Annotated in this window: 17 protein-coding genes; 14 read left to right on the plus strand and 3 right to left on the minus strand. The window is 52.4% G+C overall.

All coding sequences use genetic code 11. The features are described 5' to 3' along the window. Positions 1–339: 339 nt before the first annotated feature. Positions 340–615: a flagellar transcriptional regulator FlhD gene (locus tag JKP81_RS19730; RefSeq protein ID WP_200553059.1), complete on the plus strand. Its 276-nt coding sequence runs from the start codon at positions 340–342 to the stop codon at positions 613–615. Between the two features lie 496 nt (positions 616–1,111). Continuing rightward, positions 1,112–1,336: a hypothetical protein gene (locus JKP81_RS19735; protein ID WP_200553060.1), complete on the plus strand. Its 225-nt coding sequence runs from the start codon at positions 1,112–1,114 to the stop codon at positions 1,334–1,336. Between the two features lie 230 nt (positions 1,337–1,566). Here JKP81_RS19735 and JKP81_RS19740 read toward each other — a convergent pair whose 3' ends face one another. Continuing rightward, the gene (locus JKP81_RS19740; RefSeq protein WP_017456129.1) at positions 1,567–3,252 is read right to left on the minus strand and encodes an aspartate:alanine antiporter; all 1,686 of its coding nucleotides are present in this window, start codon (positions 3,250–3,252) and stop codon (positions 1,567–1,569) included. A gap of 281 nt (positions 3,253–3,533) precedes the next feature. On the opposite strand from JKP81_RS19740, the gene ybjM reads away from it, so the two are divergent. Next, complete coding sequence (gene ybjM / locus JKP81_RS19745; protein WP_045506610.1) at positions 3,534–3,899, plus strand: inner membrane protein YbjM; 366 nt, start codon at positions 3,534–3,536, stop codon at positions 3,897–3,899. A 30-nt stretch (positions 3,900–3,929) separates the two neighbouring features. Here the strand turns inward: ybjM and JKP81_RS19750 are convergent, their stop codons facing one another. Then, on the minus strand, positions 3,930–4,193 hold the full coding sequence (locus JKP81_RS19750) for a GrxA family glutaredoxin (RefSeq protein ID WP_017456131.1): 264 nt from the start codon (positions 4,191–4,193) through the stop codon (positions 3,930–3,932). Positions 4,194–4,367: 174 nt separating this feature from the next. Here JKP81_RS19750 and nfsA point away from each other — a divergent pair, with 174 nt between their 5' ends. The 11 genes from nfsA (at position 4,368) to JKP81_RS19805 (ending at position 15,878) form a co-directional block, all read left to right on the plus strand. Next, positions 4,368–5,090, plus strand: coding sequence for an oxygen-insensitive NADPH nitroreductase (gene nfsA, locus JKP81_RS19755; protein ID WP_200553061.1), 723 nt, complete (start codon positions 4,368–4,370; stop codon positions 5,088–5,090). A 72-nt stretch (positions 5,091–5,162) separates the two neighbouring features. Continuing rightward, entirely contained in the window at positions 5,163–6,065 is a 903-nt protein-coding gene (rimK, locus tag JKP81_RS19760; RefSeq protein ID WP_200553062.1) for a 30S ribosomal protein S6--L-glutamate ligase, read from the plus strand. Between the two features lie 85 nt (positions 6,066–6,150). Further along, positions 6,151–6,630, plus strand: a complete 480-nt coding sequence (locus tag JKP81_RS19765; RefSeq protein WP_200553063.1) for a YbjN domain-containing protein — start codon at positions 6,151–6,153, stop codon at positions 6,628–6,630. 349 nt (positions 6,631–6,979) lie between these two features. Then, the gene (gene potF, locus JKP81_RS19770) at positions 6,980–8,092 is read left to right on the plus strand and encodes a spermidine/putrescine ABC transporter substrate-binding protein PotF (RefSeq protein ID WP_200553064.1); all 1,113 of its coding nucleotides are present in this window, start codon (positions 6,980–6,982) and stop codon (positions 8,090–8,092) included. A 141-nt stretch (positions 8,093–8,233) separates the two neighbouring features. Continuing rightward, positions 8,234–9,367: a putrescine ABC transporter ATP-binding subunit PotG gene (gene potG, locus JKP81_RS19775; RefSeq protein ID WP_017456136.1), complete on the plus strand. Its 1,134-nt coding sequence runs from the start codon at positions 8,234–8,236 to the stop codon at positions 9,365–9,367. Between the two features lie 9 nt (positions 9,368–9,376). Next, positions 9,377–10,330, plus strand: coding sequence for a putrescine ABC transporter permease PotH (potH, locus tag JKP81_RS19780; protein WP_200553065.1), 954 nt, complete (start codon positions 9,377–9,379; stop codon positions 10,328–10,330). Beyond that, positions 10,327–11,172, plus strand: a complete 846-nt coding sequence (gene potI / locus JKP81_RS19785) for a putrescine ABC transporter permease PotI (RefSeq protein WP_017456138.1) — start codon at positions 10,327–10,329, stop codon at positions 11,170–11,172. The genes potH and potI overlap by 4 nt, the downstream gene beginning before the upstream one ends. 73 nt (positions 11,173–11,245) lie before the next feature. Further along, on the plus strand, positions 11,246–11,716 hold the full coding sequence (locus JKP81_RS19790; protein ID WP_200553066.1) for a YbjO family protein: 471 nt from the start codon (positions 11,246–11,248) through the stop codon (positions 11,714–11,716). Between the two features lie 41 nt (positions 11,717–11,757). Further along, positions 11,758–12,888 (plus strand): 23S rRNA (uracil(747)-C(5))-methyltransferase RlmC, encoded by a 1,131-nt coding sequence (gene rlmC, locus JKP81_RS19795; protein WP_200553067.1) that lies wholly within the window; start codon positions 11,758–11,760, stop codon positions 12,886–12,888. 81 nt (positions 12,889–12,969) lie between these two features. Continuing rightward, positions 12,970–13,386, plus strand: coding sequence for an Sbal_3080 family lipoprotein (locus tag JKP81_RS19800; protein WP_200553068.1), 417 nt, complete (start codon positions 12,970–12,972; stop codon positions 13,384–13,386). 167 nt (positions 13,387–13,553) lie between these two features. Continuing rightward, entirely contained in the window at positions 13,554–15,878 is a 2,325-nt protein-coding gene (locus JKP81_RS19805; protein ID WP_200553069.1) for an FdhF/YdeP family oxidoreductase, read from the plus strand. 31 nt (positions 15,879–15,909) lie between these two features. Here JKP81_RS19805 and artJ read toward each other — a convergent pair whose 3' ends face one another. Beyond that, positions 15,910–16,641, minus strand: a complete 732-nt coding sequence (gene artJ, locus JKP81_RS19810; RefSeq protein ID WP_200553070.1) for an arginine ABC transporter substrate-binding protein ArtJ — start codon at positions 16,639–16,641, stop codon at positions 15,910–15,912. Between the last annotated feature and the right edge of the window lie 156 nt (positions 16,642–16,797).

The raw sequence follows: 16,797 nt of genomic DNA on the forward strand, positions 1-16,797 counted from the left end.
TCGAAATGTTTTATAACAGTAAGCGTCGGCATGGTTCTAGCGAACAGATGTCACCGACAGAATATGAAAACCAGTATTATCAACGGCTCGGAAGTGTCTAGATTATCCGTGGCGATTCAGCCGGAAAGGAAATAGTTATCATTTATAAGCGTAACTTGATAAAAATGATGGCATTTAAAATAAAAATGCAAGTTAATACTTTTTAATAAACTGAAATAACTTTACATTATTTTTGTGGATAAATGGTATTCTATATATATCATTGCTAGTAATGGAACATGCTGCCAAGGGAGGCGTAGATAATTTAGATATGTTAACGGGTATTCTCTGGTGCAAAAAATGATTGAACGCAACAACCTTCTTCATGAAATTTATCAACTTAATTTAGCATACCTTTTACTTGTTCAGCGGCTGGCAAACGAGTCAGATTGTGCCAGCAAATTAAGTAACGGCCTTAGTGAAGATATGATTGAAAAAATAGCAGGATTAACTCTTCCTCAACTTGTTTCTTTAGCAGAAACAAATCAAATTATCGTCAAGCCGTCTTTTAATTGTGCTTTACCAGAAAGGGGGCAATCATACGTAAGTCGTAAAATGAACGTGCGTTTTAAATAAATACTTTACGTCGCATTTTTTAAATTTCGCACCTCCTTTGAAAATGAGAATAATTCAATTTTATCCCACACTAAAATAGTATCGGACACAATTATAAGCCTGCTTAATGCACAAGAATATATCTTCCCATGCTTTTCCCGCTTAGAAATGGTGGGTGTTGAGATATGTTTTCACTTTTAGTTTTCTTAGCTTATATGGGTTTAAAATAACTGATAAATGCGATTTTCCATGTATTAACATAAGTTACTATAAGTCATGGTTGTAATGTTGGTTCTGCGCAGTCGAAGCTTTTAGTTGATTACTTAAGGGAAACTGGCAACGAGGTTTTCGACCAATAGTTTTAGAGGGTTGGTCATGGCAGACTAGAGTTTAAAATAAAAGAGAATGACAGACTTCCTAAAGAACATTGATATGGTTTATTTTCTCGTTGAAAAGCCTCTTGAACCATACCTCGCGTACACTCACAGTCACCCAATGCAGTGTAAAGGGATACAGGATGAAATCTGCAAAATCCTCGCAAAATAGCGTTTCTGAAAAAATATGGGTGCATGCGGTCAACATGTTCGATGCCCTGGGTACGGGGATCTTATCTATCGCGGCTTTTGCTTGTCTTGTTGTTCTTGATGGTTGGGTTCTTAAGTTGGGCGGGTTTTTAGGCTGCTTTGCATTGATTTGCCTTGTTATCTATCTGTCGGACAAACTCAAAGGCAAGGGTAAGTAATTTTTGTATGTCGCCACTTTGTCGCCTTTACTAAATTTCCACGACTAAAAGTCATTGATTGTAAAGCAAATAAAATCAAGGCAACAAAAAACCCATCAACCTTGAACCTAAGCGGCGGGGTTGATGGGCTCCACAAAATGGGGACATCAAAGAAAAGCAGTGGCACTAGTTATGACTGACGCCCCACAAAAAAGTTCTGCGCATAACTGAAATATTTCTCAGCTTCAGACTTATCCGAGACCCGGCCAGATAATGATGATTAATGTCCCCGCAAGCGTCAGCAGAACGTTAGCGATGGCGTAGGTTCCCGCATAGCCCAGCGCCGGGATATTGCTGCGCGCCGTATCGCTGATGATCTCCATTGCCGGGGCGCAGGTGCGTGCGCCCATCATCGCGCCGAACAGCAAAGCACGGTTCATTTTCAGTACATACGCGCCAAACAGAAAACAAATTAACACCGGTACCAGGCTGACAATAAGCCCGGCAATCAGCATCTGACCACCCACTGCGCCAAGACCGTTGCCGATACCGCTACCGGCGCTTAAGCCCACGCCCGCCATAAATACCATCAGGCCAAACTCTTTCACCATCATCAGCGCGCCCTGCGGGATATAGCCGAAAGTCGGGTGGTTGGCACGCAGGAAGCCGAGCATGATCCCGGCGAACAACAGGCCGGCAGCGTTACCCACGCCGAAGCTGAAGGAGCTGAACTGGAAGGTGATCATGCCGATCATCAGCCCGACAATAAAAAACGCGCAGAAGGCGAGCAGGTCGGTGACCTGGCTGTGAATAGAGATAAAGCCGATGCGATCGGCAATGGTTTTTACACGACGCGCGTCGCCGCTGACCTGCAAAACGTCGCCTTTGTTGAGCACAATATTGTCGTCAATCGGCATCTCGATCTGGCTGCGGATTACGCGGTTAAGAAAGCAACCGTGATCGGTCAGCTTGAGCTGCGCCAGACGGCGGCCCACAACGTTGTGGTTTTTGACGACCACTTCTTCGGTGACGATACGCATGTCGAGCAGATCGCGGTCGAACACCTCTTTGCCGTTGCGGAAACTCGGGTCAAGACGCGCGTGGGCATCCGGGTAGCCGACCAGCGAAATTTCGTCACCCATTTGCAGCACGGCATCACCGTCGGGGCTGGCGAGAATGCCGTTGCGACGAATGCGTTCGATATAACACCCGGTCTGGCGGTAGATCCCGAGCTCGCGCAGGTTTTTACCGTCGGCCCATGCCACCAGCTCCGGCCCCACGCGGTAGGCGCGGATCACCGGCAGGTAAACTTTACGGTGCGCATCGGTATCCAGACCGCGTTCACGGGCGATCTGCTGGGCGCTGGTTTGCAGATCCTGGTGCTGCAATTTCGGTAAATAACGTGCGCCGAAAATCAGGCTCACCAGACCAATCAGGTACGTCAGGGCATAACCGAGGCTCAGGTTATCCAGCGCGCTGGAGAGTTGCCCGCTCTCCATACCTGAATGGCGCAGCGTGTCGCCCGCGCCCACCAGAACAGGTGTGGAGGTCATCGAACCCGCCAGCATACCCGCCGTCAGGCCAATATCCCAACCGAACAGTTTGCCAAGGCCTAACGCAATTAACAGTGCGCTGCCAACTAATACCAACGCCAGCATGAGGTAATTCTTGCCGTCGCGAAAAAAAATAGAGAAAAAGTTTGGCCCGGCTTCAACTCCGACACAAAAAATAAACAGCATAAAGCCAAGGTTAAGTGCATCCGTGTTAATGCTGAAATGTTGCTGGCCTAATAATAATGAAACCACTAAAACGCCAATGGAATTACCGAGTTGAACAGAACCCAGTCGTAATTTACCGAGACAAAGTCCGAGTGCCAGAACGACAAACAATAACAGTATGTAATTCCCGTTTAACAAATCTGCGACGTTTATATTCACGGAGGCTAACTTCTTGTTTACTTGTAAGCTGTTGAAAGAAATGGTTATTTGAGCTAGTGTTTTGTTCATGCGCTGGCGTATGAAAAAAGCGGTGCAACACCAGACACTCCTCACAAAACAAAAACAGGCCGCTAGTTTAATCGTATTAGATTACAACGGCTAGTGAGAATCGCGTATTTACGTGGGTGCTTTTCTGGCACGGATTGCCGCAACGCTTTATCTGTCCGGACATTCTTTTGAACGAGTTGTTAGTGCGATAGAGAAAAAGTCAGGAGGCGTGTTTGAAGAACAGGCGAAGTCGGGTCGGCGTTATTTGCTGCGCATTACTTTTTATTGCGGTGTGTTTGTTGCTGGTCATAAATATGAATGGCGCACTACCCGTGTCCGGTAATCCTGAATTAGGCTTACTGCTTTTCACGCTTCCCGGCATTGTCGGTGGGTTGATTGCTCGCCGACGCAAAGCGATCGTGCCGCTTTTCGGCGCCGTGCTGGCGGCTCCATTCTGCTATGTACTGATTTACCTGCATTTAGCATCTTCGCAGTCGAACTGGCAGGTTATTGCCTGGTTGTTCAGCGCAATTTTCTGGTGCGGAATGGGCGGGTTATTCTATCTTTTTGTGCGCAAAATTCTGCGCTGCAAAAAATAAAACGCCCTCAGAAAGAGGGCGTTGCTCGGCTCAGGCAAACAGGCCGAAATGTTCTTTGGCGTAGGCTTCGAAATCTGTGCAGCCGCCAATGTGTTTCTGGTCGAGGAAAATCTGCGGCACAGTTTCTACCGGTTTCCCGACGGTTTTTTCGAGGTCGGCTTTGGTGATGCCTTCCGCGTGAATATCCACGTAGCGATAGTTGAAATCATCACGCTCGGCGGTCAGTTTTTCTGCCAGTTCTTTTGCGCGTACACAGTATGGGCAGCCAGGGCGGCCAAAAATTACAGCAAACATACTCTCTCCCAAATCTGAAGGTAACTGCCGGTTATCATGACCATAACTGCGCGTAATGAAAAGCAGGTTATGCCTGTTGCTTTAATCTTTACAACCTTTCAGCGCAAATTGCGGATACTGCGATGGCGCAGGCTTCGCCTATACTGAGGGACTTGTTTATTTGGGAGATTATTCATGACACCAACTATTGAATTGCTGTGCGCCCACCGCTCCATTCGCCATTTTACCGATCAGCCGATTAGCCAGGCGCAGCGCGAGGCGATTATCGCCAGCGCGCAGGCGACATCCAGCTCCAGCTTTTTGCAATGCAGCTCGATAATTCGCATCACCGATCCGGCACTACGCCAGCAACTGGTGACGCTTACCGGCGGGCAGCAGCATGTGGCGCAGGCGGCGGAATTTTGGGTGTTTTGCGCTGATTTCCATCGTAATTTCCAGATATGCCCAGAGGCGAATCCAGGTCTGGCGGAGCAGTTGCTGCTCGGCGTAGTCGATACCGCGCTGATGGCGCAAAACGCCTTCACTGCGGCAGAGTCGCTCGGGCTTGGCGGCGTTTATATTGGCGGAATTCGTAACAGCATTGAAGCCGTAGGTGAGTTATTGCAGGTGCCAAAACATGTGCTGCCGCTGTTTGGCCTGTGCCTTGGCTGGCCGGCGGATGCGCCCGATAAGAAACCGCGTCTGCCTGCGCAACTGGTGGTGCATGAAAACCGCTATCAGCCGCTGGATAAAGAGGTGCTGGCGCAATACGACGAGGAGATTGCCCACTACTATATGACACGCGACAGCAATACGCGGCGTGACACCTGGAGCGACCATATTCGCCGCACCATCATTAAAGAGAGTCGCCCGTTTATTCTCGACTATTTGCATAAACAGGGATGGGCGACACGCTAATTCCCGTTCATCCTGTACGTCGCTGCGTGTATCATACGCCTGCTTTGACAGGTCTTTATAGAGAGGTGCAGGGTGAAAATTGCCATATTGTCCCGGGATGGAACGCTCTATTCGTGTAAACGCCTGCGCGAAGCGGCGATGCAGCGCGGTCATCTGGTCGAAATCCTCGATCCGCTTTCCTGTTATATGAATATCAGCCCGGCGGCCTCGTCCATTCATTACAAAGGCCGCCAGTTGCCGCATTTCGATGCGGTGATCCCGCGTATCGGCTCGGCCATCACTTTCTATGGCACCGCTGCGCTGCGTCAGTTTGAAATTCTTGGCAGTTATCCGCTCAATGAGTCGGTGGCGATCACCCGCGCCAGAGACAAGCTGCGTTCGTTGCAGTTACTGGCGCGTCAGGGGATTGATCTGCCGGTAACCGGCATTGCCCATTCACCGGACGATACCAGCGATCTGATTGATATGGTCGGCGGCGCGCCGCTGGTGGTGAAGCTGGTGGAAGGGACGCAGGGCATCGGCGTGGTGCTGGCGGAAACCCGCCAGGCAGCGGAGAGCGTGATTGACGCTTTTCGCGGTCTGAATGCGCACATCCTGGTGCAGGAGTTTATTGCCGAAGCGAAGGGAACTGATATTCGCTGTCTGGTTGTCGGAAATGAAGTGGTCGCCGCCATTGAACGCCGGGCGAAAGAGGGCGATTTTCGCTCCAACCTACATCGCGGCGGCAAAGCGCTGGTGGCACATATTACCGAGCGTGAGCGTGAAATCGCGCTGGCTGCCGCGCAAACGCTGGGGCTGGATGTGGCTGGCGTCGACATCCTGCGCGCTGAACGCGGCCCGCTGGTGATGGAAGTTAACGCATCACCCGGGCTGGAAGGCATCGAAAAAGCCGCCGGCATTGATATTGCGGGTCGTATGATCCAGTGGATCGAACGCCAGGCAACGCCGGGTTTTTGCCTGAAAACCGGCGGCTGAGGCGATTTTTCCGCGCAATTAATGGTACGTTCTGGCCTTTTTGCGTAAGCTATGGCCAATTTTTTCGCTAAGAGAGCACTGCTTTATGGATTCACTCGTCGTTCCGGGTCTGGACACGCTGCGTCACTGGCTGGATGAACTGGGCATTAACTTTTTTGAGTGCGATAACTGTCAGGCGCTGCACCTGCCGCACATGCAAAATTTTGATGGCGTGTTTGATGCAAAAGTCGACCTTGTTAATGACGTTGTGCTGTTTACCGCTATGGCGGAAGTCAAACCGTCAGCACTGCTGGCGCTGGCCGCCGATCTCTCCGCCATCAATGCCAGCTCTTTAACCGTGAAAGCGTTTCTCGATATTCAGGATGATAATCTGCCGAAGCTGGTGGTGTGCCAGTCTTTATGCGTCGGGCCGGCCATTACGTTTGAACAGTTCGCCTGGTTTATGCGACAGAGTGAAGAGCAGATTTCAATGGTCATAATGGAAGCCAACGCACATCAACTGCTGTTCACACCAGGCGAAGAAGAGATGGCGGTAGATGAAGAGTCGCACAATTTTCTCCACTGACTCTGCGCAGCATTAACGCAGTCGCTGCCATGGCGGCTGCATAATAAATATTTTTATTCTGCTATTAACCTTTCCTTAAAGAATTTTTCACCGCTATTCCTCGCGTAACGGCTTATCACATAGACGTATCCTGCATAAAAAATTGATAAAAGGCGTTTTTTAATCTGACCTATAGCCTCAAACCCTGGCTACAGTTATTCTTGCGATGCTTAAAACAGCATGCGGTGTCAGCCGGAAGCGTTTTCTTCTCCGGGGCTGTGCAGAGTGACAAAATATGCATGATTCTTGCATATCTTATGATGCGTACATTTAGTTCGTATGTTAACGGGCTTTCCAGAAGGAATGAGATATGACCGCCTTGAGCAAAAAATGGGTATCAGGTCTTGTCGCGGGTGCGTTGATGGCTGTCTCTGCCAGCACGCTCGCAGCCGAGCAAAAGACACTGCATGTTTATAACTGGTCTGATTATATTGCGCCGGACACCGTCGCGAATTTTGAAAAAGAGACGGGCATTAAAGTCGTTTATGACGTGTTTGACTCCAACGAAGTGCTGGAAGGCAAACTGATGGCGGGCAGCACCGGCTTTGACCTGGTGGTGCCTTCCGCGAGTTTCCTTGAGCGTCAGTTGGCGGCCGGGGTGTTCCAGCCGCTTGATAAGAGCAAACTGCCGAACTGGAAAAACCTCGATCCGGACGTGCTGAAAATGGTCGCTAAGCACGACCCTGACAACAAATACGCTATCCCGTACCTGTGGGCGACCACCGGTATCGGCTATAACGTGGACAAAGTGAAAGCCGCGCTCGGCAAAGACGCGCCGGTAAACAGCTGGGATCTGGTGCTGAAACCGGAAAACCTGGAAAAACTGAAAAGCTGCGGCGTCTCATTCCTTGATGCGCCGGAAGAGATTTTTGCCACCGTGCTTAACTACCTCGGCAAAGATCCGAACAGCAGCAAAGCGGATGATTACAGCGTTGCCGCGACCGACCTGCTGTTAAAACTGCGTCCGAACATTCGTTACTTCCACTCTTCTCAGTACATTAATGACCTGGCAAATGGTGACATCTGCGTGGCTATTGGCTGGGCGGGCGATGTGTGGCAAGCGGCAAACCGTGCGAAAGAAGCGAAGAATGGCGTGAATATCAATTACACCATTCCGAAAGAGGGCGCGCTGGCGTTCTTCGACGTCTTCGCGATGCCGGCTGATGCCAAAAACAAAGACGAAGCGTATCAGTTCCTCAACTACCTTATGCGCCCGGATGTGATTGCCCATATCAGCGATCATGTGTTCTACGCGAATGGTAACAAAGCCTCTGTTCCGCTGATCAGCGCGGAAGTGCGTGATAACCCGGCTATCTTCCCGCCGCCGGATGTTTTCGCCAAACTCTTTACGCTGAAAGTCCAGGATCCGAAAATCGACCGCGTAAGAACCCGCGCGTGGACTAAAGTTAAAAGCGGCAAATAATTCAATCACCTGACAGGTGATAAGGCTGCACCGTGGCGGTGCGCCTGCCCCAAAAATGGACAGAGGTGATGCCGCCTCTGTCCAGTCATTTGTACGACAACCCGTTGAAACGGGTTGATGTTATTGCCGGAGAGCACTTGAGTGAATGACGCTATCCCCCGCCCACAGGCGAAGAGCCGCAAGGATCTGACGCCGCTGCTGGAAATTCGCAATCTGACCAAATCCTTTGATGGTCAGCACGCCGTTGATGATGTCAGTCTGACCATTTATAAAGGTGAAATTTTTGCCCTGCTTGGCGCGTCCGGCTGCGGTAAATCAACGTTGCTGCGCATGCTCGCCGGTTTTGAGCTGCCGACCCACGGGCAAATCATGCTTGATGGCGTAGACCTGGCGCATGTGCCGCCCTATCTGCGCCCGATCAACATGATGTTCCAGTCCTATGCGCTCTTCCCGCATATGACCGTGGAACAGAACATTGCTTTCGGCCTTAAACAGGACAAGTTGCCGAAAGCGGAAATCGCCAGCCGCGTGGCTGAAATGTTGCACCTGGTGCACATGAGTGAGTACGCCAAACGTAAACCGCACCAGCTTTCCGGCGGCCAGCGCCAGCGCGTGGCACTGGCGCGCAGCCTGGCGAAACGCCCGAAATTGCTGCTGCTGGATGAACCGATGGGCGCGCTGGATAAAAAGCTGCGCGACCGGATGCAGCTCGAAGTGGTAGATATTCTTGAACGCGTCGGCGTGACCTGCGTCATGGTGACCCACGACCAGGAAGAGGCGATGACCATGGCCGGGCGTATCGCCATCATGAACCGCGGTAAGTTTGTGCAGATCGGCGAACCGGAAGAGATCTACGAGCACCCGACCACGCGTTACAGCGCCGAGTTTATCGGTTCGGTGAATGTGTTCGAAGGGCTGTTGAAAGAGCGTCAGGATGATGGTCTGGTGATCGATTCGCCGGGGCTGGTGCATCCGCTGAAAGTAGACGCCGATGCGTCGGTCGTGGATAACGTGCCGGTGTATGTGGCACTGCGCCCGGAAAAAATCATGCTCTGCGAAGATCCGCCGGCCGACGGCTATAACTTTGCCGTCGGGGAAGTGGTGCATATCGCCTACCTCGGCGACCTCTCTATTTATCACGTGCGTTTGCAAAGCGGGCAGATGATCAGTGCCCAGTTGCAAAACGCGCATCGCTACCGTAAAGGCGCGCCAACCTGGGGCGATGAAGTTCGCCTCTGCTGGGATGCCGATAGTTGTGTGGTTCTGACGGTTTAAGGAGCGGCGATGAGTACACTGGAGCCACCGTCCCGCGTCGAAAAACCGGGCGGTTTCACTTTATGGCTGGGGCGCATGCAGATGCGTCACGGGCGCAAACTGGTTATTGCGCTGCCCTACATTTGGCTGACTTTGCTGTTTCTGCTGCCGTTTTTGATTGTGTTCAAAATCAGCCTTGCAGAGATGGCGCGGCAGATCCCGCCGTATACCGATCTTATCGAGTGGGCGGACAGCCAACTGACGGTAACGCTGAATATCGGCAACTTCCTGCAACTTACCGACGATCCGCTTTACTTCGAAGCGTATCTGCAGTCGTTACAGGTGGCGGCGATCTCAACGATTTGCTGTCTGCTGTTGGGGTATCCGCTGGCCTGGGCTGTGGCGCACAGCAAACCGTCGACGCGCAATATTCTGTTGCTACTGGTGATTTTGCCGTCGTGGACGTCGTTTCTGATCCGTGTGTATGCGTGGATGGGGATCCTGAAAAACAACGGCGTGTTGAATAACGTCCTGATGTGGCTGGGAGTTATCGATCAGCCACTGACGATTCTGCATACCAACCTCGCGGTGTATATCGGCATTGTTTATGCCTATTTGCCGTTTATGGTGCTGCCGATTTATACCGCGCTGACGCGTATCGATTATTCACTGGTAGAAGCCTCGCTGGATCTCGGTGCGCGTCCGCTGAAAACCTTTTTCAGCGTGATTGTGCCATTGACCAAAGGCGGGATTATCGCCGGTTCGATGCTGGTGTTTATCCCGGCGGTTGGCGAGTTTGTCATCCCGGAACTGCTCGGCGGTCCGGACAGCATTATGATTGGCCGCGTGTTGTGGCAGGAGTTCTTTAATAACCGCGACTGGCCGGTAGCCTCGGCGGTGGCGGTGATTATGCTGCTGTTGCTGATTGTGCCGATCATGTGGTTCCACAAACATCAGCAGAAACAAGGGGAGGACCACGCATGAACAACTTACCGGTAGTGCGCTCTCCGTGGCGCATTTTGATCCTCGTACTCGGCTTTACTTTCCTGTACGCGCCAATGTTGATGCTGGTGATCTACTCCTTTAACAGCTCAAGGCTTGTCACCGTGTGGGCAGGCTGGTCGACGCGCTGGTATGGCGAGCTGTTTCACGATGACGCGATGATGAGTGCGGTGGGGTTAAGCCTGACCATTGCCGCTTGTGCGGCGACGATGGCGGCGGTGCTGGGGACTATCGCGGCGGTGGTAATGGTGCGTTTTGGGCGCTTTCGTGGCTCAAACGGTTTCGCCTTTATGATAACGGCACCGCTGGTGATGCCAGATGTGATCACCGGCTTGTCACTGCTGCTGTTGTTTGTGGCGCTCGGTCATGCGATTGGCTGGCCTGCCGATCGCGGAATGCTCACTATCTGGCTGGCACATGTGACCTTCTGTACCGCGTATGTTGCAGTGGTTATCTCTTCACGCCTGCGTGAACTGGACCGCTCCATTGAAGAGGCGGCAATGGATCTTGGTGCGACGCCGCTAAAAGTGTTCTTCGTTATCACGCTGCCGATGATCATGCCGGCGATTGTTTCCGGTTGGCTTCTGGCGTTTACCCTGTCGCTGGATGACCTGGTGATCGCCAGTTTTGTTTCCGGACCGGGAGCGACGACATTGCCGATGCTGGTCTTCTCGAGCGTGCGCATGGGGGTGAACCCGGAAATCAACGCGCTGGCGACACTTATTCTGGGTGTGGTCGGGATTGTTGGTTTTATTGCCTGGTATTTAATGGCACGGGCGGAAAAACAGCGGATCCGTGATATCCAGCGTGCAAGACAAGGCTGAACTTATTAGAATCGTGAAATTGTGTTGCTGATGCCGCGCTTGTCGCGGCATTTTTCACAGGGAAATCATCGGATTGGGGTTCTTCAAGAAAACCGCTCATCACGCAAAATTGAATGTGCCGGCAGTGGTGCAGGTGGCGGCTATCGCCATTATTATGATTCGCTGCGTTGATGTATTGATGGTGTTTAATTTGCTTGGATGGCGCGGCCTGCTCGATTTTGTGCAGCGCAGCGCGCAGACCTGGAGCCTGACGCTGGTTTTCCTTGGCAGCCTGTTTTTAGTGTTTGTCGAAATACTCTGTGCTTTCTCGGTGGTGAAAGGGCGACGCTGGGCGCGCTGGCTTTATCTCGCCGCGCAAGTGGTGGCAACCGGTTATTTATGGGCCGCTTCGCTTGGGTATGGTTACCCTGAGCTCTTCAGCATTGCCGGTGGCTCCCGACGCGAGATTTTCCACGCATTAGTGATGCAAAAACTCCCCGATCTGCTGGTGTTATTCCTGCTATTTGTTCCCGCTCCCAGCCGACGCTTTTTCCGCCTGCAATAACGGTGGTACAATCCCGGCCCCGCAAAATGAAAGGCTTTACTATGCAGTGCGCTCTCTTTGATGCTGGTCGTTGCCGTTCCTGTCAATGGATAGAACAACCAGTTTCACAGCAACTTACCGCGAAAATGGACGATCTCCACACGTTGCTGTACGGCTTGCCTGTCGCACAGTGGTGTTCGCCAGTGAGTGGCCCGGAGCAGGGGTTTCGTAATAAAGCCAAAATGGTGGTCAGTGGCAGTGTGGAAAAACCGCTGCTTGGCATGTTGCATCGCGACGGTACGCCCGAAGATCTGACCGACTGTCCACTCTATCCACACGCTTTTGCCCCGGTTTTTGCCGCGCTCAAACCGTTTATTGCCCGCGCCGGTTTAACGCCTTACAACGTAGCGCGTAAACGCGGTGAGCTAAAATACCTGCTGCTGACCGAAAGCCAGCAGGATGGCGGCATGATGCTGCGCTTTGTGTTGCGCTCGGAGGCGAAACTCGCGCAGTTACGCGCGGCCTTGCCCGCGCTGCAGGCGCAATTGCCGCAACTGAAAGTGATTTCTGCCAATATCCAGCCGGTGCATATGGCGATCATGGAGGGTGAGACGGAGATTTTTCTCACCGAACAGCAGGCGCTGGCGGAAAACTTTAACGGCGTGCCGCTGTGGATCCGCCCGCAGAGTTTTTTCCAGACCAACCCGACCGTTGCCAGCGCATTGTATGCGACCGCCCGCGACTGGGTGCGAACGTTGCCGGTTAAGCATATGTGGGATCTGTTTTGCGGTGTCGGCGGTTTTGGTCTGCACTGCGCGACGCCGGAGATGCGCCTGACCGGTATTGAGATTGCCCCGGAAGCGATTGCCTGCGCGACCCAATCGGCGCAAGCGCTTGGCTTACAAAACATGCGCTTCCAGGCGCTGGATTCAACCCAGTTTGCTACCGCTTCGCACGATATGCCCGAACTGGTGTTGGTTAACCCGCCACGGCGCGGAATTGGCGCGGCGCTGTGCAACTATTTAAGCCGCATGGCTCCGCCATACATCATCTACTCCAGTTGTAACGCCAGCTCGATGGCGAAAGATATTCGCCTGCTGCCGGGTTATCGCATTGAGCGCGTTCAGCTGTTCGATATGTTCCCGCATACCGCGCATTACGAGGTGTTGACGTTGTTGGTTCGCCATCCCTAATTTTCGTCAATGCCATAACCGGACCCTAATGGCATAATGCTCCGGCATAAATAAAAAATGGATAATACGATGAAAATAAAAATGTTATTGCCGCTTATTGCGTTCGGCCTCGTGGGATGTACGTCTGTTAGGGTAACGCCGTTAGCGAAAACAGAAGCCATTAACCGGATCTGTATTCAAAAAAATGATGCAGTTAAGGTCAGCGATCTGCTGCCAGTTGTGCAGCAACGATTGACTTATCATCATATCCAGTCGGTGGTGTTCAATGGTGAGCGCCCGGATAACTGCCCCTATATCATGAACTATACGGCGCGCCGTACCTGGGATGTGGTGCCATATCTGTCCTCCGCCGAGTTTTCCATTAATCGCGACGGTGTGATTATTGCGTCGGCCGAATTCCATTTACGCGCGGGGGGCGGATTATCGCTGATGAAATGGCGCGGAACAGATTACAAAATCAATCCCGTTATCGACCGCCTGGTTGGCGCCTCCGACTGACGCTGCCTCTCCTCCAGCCACATCACTTTAAAGGTGTGGCTATTTGAAATCGCGCATTCTGCCGATTATTTACGTTTATACGAGATTATATTCCCACTCTCTGCCGCAATTTTTAGTTTTTATACCAGGCTTAAGCATTAGCAGGTCAACTGATAATGCGGGGCAACATGAAAGATCAAAATCGGACAACGGGTATCGCGCCGTATGGCGGTTCGGCAGGAGGCTGGGGCGCGCTGAAAGCGGTGGCGGATGCACTGCGCGGGCAAATGTCGGTGAAGCAGGACGTCATCGCGTTGTTCAAGGTTAATCAACCGCAGGGGTTCGACTGCCCCGGCTGCGCGTGGCCCGATCCGCAACATACCTCGTCGTTTGAATTTTGTGAAAATGGCGCGAAAGCGGTGTCGTGGGAAGCCACCAGTAAACGCACGACGCCGGAATTCTTCGCGATGCATACGGTCAGTGAGTTATGGAACAGGAACGCATTTGAGCTGGAAGGCGAAGGGCGTTTAACCCACCCGATGAAGTATGACGCCGCCAGCGATACCTATCAGCCTATCGACTGGGACACCGCCTTTCGCGAGATTGGCGAACATCTGCGCGGCTACGACGATCCCAACAGCGTCGAATTTTATACCTCCGGGCGCGCCTCCAACGAAGCTGCTTTTCTCTGGCAACTGTTTGCCCGCGAATATGGCACCAATAATTTCCCGGACTGTTCCAATATGTGCCATGAGCCGACCAGCGTGGGGTTGCCGGAATCTATTGGTGTCGGTAAAGGCACGGTGGAACTGGACGATTTCGACCACTGCGATCTGGTGTTGTGCATCGGCCACAATCCCGGAACCAACCACCCCAGAATGCTTGGCACGCTGCGCGAAGTCTCAAAACGCGGCGCGACGATTGTGGCTATCAATCCGCTGCGCGAAAGGGGGCTTGAGCGTTTCACGTCACCACAAAGCCCGATTGAAATGCTGGCGCTAAGCTCCACGAAGCTGGCATCGACCTACTACAAAGTGCGGGTGGGTGGTGACGCGGCGATGCTGAAAGGCGTGATGAAAATCCTGCTATCGATGCACGAAGAGGCACTGGCGAAAGGCGAGCCTGGCGTGATTGACGAGGCGTTTATTCGCCAGCATACGCAGGGGTTTGAGGCGCTGAAAGCCGATCTCGACGCGACCGACTGGCAACACATTCTTAAAGTCTCTGGCATGGAGCGTAAAGAGATCCAGAAGATCGCCCGGCTGTACGCCGATGCCGAACGCACCATTATCTGTTACGGCATGGGGATCACCCAGCACCAGTACGGTACGCAGAACGTGCAGCAGATTGCCAACTTGCTGCTGATGCGCGGCAACATAGGTAAGCAAGGGGCGGGTATTTGCCCGCTGCGCGGCCACTCGAATGTGCAGGGCGATCGCACGGTGGGCATTACTGAGATCCCGTATCCCGAGTTGCTGGACAATATTGAAAAAGTGTTTGGTTTCAAGCCGCCACGACAACATGGGCACTGCGCGGTGGCCGCTATCCAGGCGATGCGTGATGGAAAAGTGAAGGCGTTGTTGTGCCTTGGTGGCAACCTGGCGGAAGCGATTTCCGATCCGCAAACCACCTTCCCGGCGATGCGCAAGCTCGATCTGGTGGTGCATATGGCGACGAAACTGAATCGTTCGCACCTGCTGTTAGGTAAACATAATTATCTGTTACCGGTGCTCGGTCGTACGGAAACGGATATGCAGGCATCGGGCGCGCAGAGCGTGACGGTTGAAGATTCGATGTCGATGGTACATGCGTCGCGCGGGAGTTTGACGCCTGCCTCGCCGCATCTGAAATCCGAGCCTGCGCTGGTGGCCGCACTGGCGAAAACAACCCTGCCGGATAGCGTGGTGGACTGGGAAAAAATGGTCAGCGACTACAGCAATATTCGCGATGCTATCGAAGCGGTTTTTCCCGCATTTAGCGATTTCAACGAGCGGGTTAAAAAACCGGGAGGATTTCGTTTGCGTAATACGGCTTCGGAACGCGTATGGAACACACCGTCAGGCCTGGCGCAATTCAAAGTGATGCAGGGAATTAACGAAGATCCGCGATCGCTGAAATGTCACGATCTGGTGTTAACCACGTTGCGCAGCCACGATCAGTACAACACTACGCTGTACGGGCTTAACGATCGCTATCGCGGAGTGACCGGACGGCGCGATGTCCTGTTTATTAATGCGGATGAGGCAGAAACGCGGCAGTTACGCGTCGGTGACCAGGTGAATATTATCGCGCTCGATCCTGACGGTAACCCCACCTCGCGGCGCATGGATAACCTGACGATTGTGGTGCTGGATATGGCACCGGGTTCGGTCGGCGCGTATTACCCGGAAGCGAATATCCTGGTGCCGCTGGACAGCCACGATACCAAAAGCGGTATTCCAGCTTATAAAAGCATTCCGGTGGCGATGGAGCGTGTCGGGCGGGAAACGGAAACGTCGGGGGCGCTGCGTTAACAGGCCGGGAGCTACCCGGCCTGAAAGATAATTACTGCGGGAACCACTGATCGCTGATTTTCTGATAAGTGCCATCAGCTTTAATCGCTTTCAGCGCGGCGTTCAGTTTTTCCAGCAGCGCTTTGTTATCCGGGCGCACCGCAATGCCAAGACCCGTGCCGAAGTATTGCGGGTCGGTCACTTTCGGTGTCGCTACGCCCAGCTGCGGGTTGGTTTTCAGCCACTCGTTGACCACGGCGGTGTCACCGAACACGCCATCGATACGGCCATTTTTCAGGTCGATAATCGCGTTCTGGTAGCTGTCATAAGCCACGGTTTTCACTTCCGGGTGCTTATCCTGCAGGTATTTCTGGTGCGTAGTGCCGTTTTCCATGCCGATACGTTTGCCTTTCAGATCATCAAAAGATTTAAAGGCATCTTTTTTGGCGATCACCAGCGCGGAGTTAGCGTAGTACGGGTCGGTGAAAGCGACCTGTTTGCTACGTTCCGGGGTGATGTCCATACCGGAAATCACCGCGTCATATTTTTTGAATTTCAGCGACGGGATCAGGCTGTCGAATGCGTGATTGGTAAACGTACATTCGGCCTGCATCTGTTTGCACAGCGCGTTTGCCAGATCGATATCAAAGCCGACGATTTTGTTGCTCGCATCCATTGATTCAAACGGTGGGTAAGTGGCGGAAACGCCGAAATTAATTTTATCTGCTGCAGAGGCGCCAGCGGCGAACGAAGCGAGAAGGGCGGCGAGTATCAGTTTTTTCATTATCGAACTCCTGTCGGTCAATCTTATTGTTGTTGCCGTGTCTAAAGCGTGACGCTAACCATGCCATTAAATGAATTTATATTCAATAAAAATGCTTAAATATATTTTCAAGGGAATGAAAAAGGCGAGTAATGAAACCATTAGCTCGCCTTTGTT

Origin of the sequence: Kosakonia sp. LAM2021, assembly GCF_016620385.1 — a bacterium.
In the GTDB taxonomy this organism is placed as follows: domain Bacteria; phylum Pseudomonadota; class Gammaproteobacteria; order Enterobacterales; family Enterobacteriaceae; genus Kosakonia; species Kosakonia sacchari.